2 protein-coding genes are annotated in these 1816 nt (G+C 57.7%); both read left to right on the plus strand.

Going from position 1 to position 1816, the window contains the following annotated elements; translation table 11 throughout:
* A partial coding sequence (locus tag AC1DER_RS17155) for a hypothetical protein (protein ID WP_477358198.1) occupies positions 1-343 on the plus strand: 343 nt, incomplete at its 5' end.
* An 896-nt stretch (positions 344-1239) separates the two neighbouring features.
* On the plus strand, positions 1240-1644 hold the full coding sequence (locus tag AC1DER_RS17160) for a hypothetical protein (protein ID WP_477248564.1): 405 nt from the start codon (positions 1240-1242) through the stop codon (positions 1642-1644).
* Positions 1645-1816 lie beyond the last annotated feature (172 nt).

Here is a 1816-nt window from a genome sequence, read left to right on the forward strand (position 1 = left end):
CGGCTTAACCGGCTTAACTCAGGCGTTAGGCCGCATGAGCACGTTCCGCAGCATGAAAGGCACTCACATCCTTGCGCTGGTAGTCGCGACTCTTTGGGCAGTTGCCCTGCTCAAGGGTTTCGATAGCATCGATCTGATGCGCTCACAGCAAATTCCCGGGTGGCCGTCTGCCGGCAATATTCGCTACTTTGTCGACCTCCCGGCAGCCCTGCTTGCACTCGTCGTTTCAGCATGGGCTCTCGCAGTTCGTTGGCGGCGGATCAAAGTGCCCGCCGTCATTTTGATCCTGCTAGCACTTCTAGTGTTGCCGGTCTACCTGCTCGCATATACAGGTGGCATATGATGCGGCCTAACAATTCATTCAAGCCGAAGCCGCTTCGCGGCTCGGCTTAATTCAGGCGTTAGGTGGCAGGGAAAGATGATCTCGGCTCTTGCAATCGCGATGCTCGCGGCCAGCTCAGGTGCTAACGCATCTGCAGCACAAGCTCCCGCGCTTCAATGCAACATCGGCCCAACGACCGCCCAATTGGGCGGCAACGACTGGTTGATGTACGGCTGCGCTGATGGCCATTCGGTAGTTGTGGTAGCGGCACCACCGAATCCTGCTTCACCGTTCGTTTTCATCGTTACACCTGACGGGAATGGGGGCATCGAGCTTCACGGAGAAGGCACAGGTTCCAAGTTCGCCACAGAGCCGGCATATAAGAGCCTCAGCTCAATGTCATCGGCCGACCTGGAGGCCTTCTATCAACAGGCCAGGCATGCTGCAGACAAGTGAGCTGCCACCTAACAATTCATTCAAGCCGACACCGCTCCGCGGTGCGGCTTAACTCAGGCGTTAGGTCTGCCATGGGAATTACAGCGGTCGTTGCAGTAGCTACGTGCGGGGCTGTCATTGGGAGTGTGGCTGGCACCAGGGCAATCCGCCGCGGCGATGCCAGCGTTGGGGCCGTAGCTTTTTGCGGCGCTGGACTTATTGCTGTGGGGTTGCTGTTGGTGCTGCATTGGCTGTTCTGGTCAGAGTTGAACGCGGCGGACCTCCGTCAAACGCTCATGCCGGATTTCTTCGCACCTGGCCGCAAAGAGCGGATTCTGTGGTGGTATGGGGTAATTGCCGCGGGCTGCGCAGCTATCCTGGCAGCGGTGTGGGGCCGGCTCTGTAGTGACCGACGGCGGCCCTAACAATTCATTCAAGCCGACACCGCTCCGCGGCGCGGCTTAACTCTGGCGTTAGGCACCATGGACAGTTCCGCATCAACCGATAATCCATATCAAGCTCCGGGGGCAGCAGTCGTATCGGAGACGATAGTTTCGCCTTCGCCACGTCATCGGTTCTGGCTTGCCTGCATCGGCTGGCTATTCGCGCCTATCGCCGCGGCCGCGCTTTACGCGTCGCGAGTCCCTCAGCTTGCGATCTTTCTTGCTCTTGTGGTGCTCTGGCTGGTATCGGTCATGTGGGTGGTTCGCAGCCACAAGCAGAAGGGTGCGCGCCGCAGTTTTGGTAAAGAAATAGTGGTTACTGTCGGACTTACGATTTCCCTTGGAGTTTCATTTTCTCTTGGGGCGTTTCTTACAACCGCCATCCTTACCAATTATTTCAGCAAGCCCATAGAAGTCAGGCTGCCTCGCAGCAATGGCGCCTAACAATTCATTCAAGCCGAAGCCGCTTCGCGGCTCGGCTTAACTCAGGCGTTAGGCCGCATGAGCACGTTCCGCAGCATGAAAGGCACTCACATCCTTGCGCTGGTAGTCGCGACTCTTTGGGCAGTTGCCCTGCTCAAGGGTTTCGATAGCATCGATCTGATGCGCTCACAGC

This window comes from Lysobacter sp. 05T417, from assembly GCF_056396405.1.

Bases quoted from the DNA above. Each gene is read 5' to 3' on its own strand.
- AC1DER_RS17160 (WP_477248564.1), top strand. From the start codon at position 1,240: ATGGACAGTTCCGCATCAACCGATAATCCATATCAAGCTCCGGGGGCA.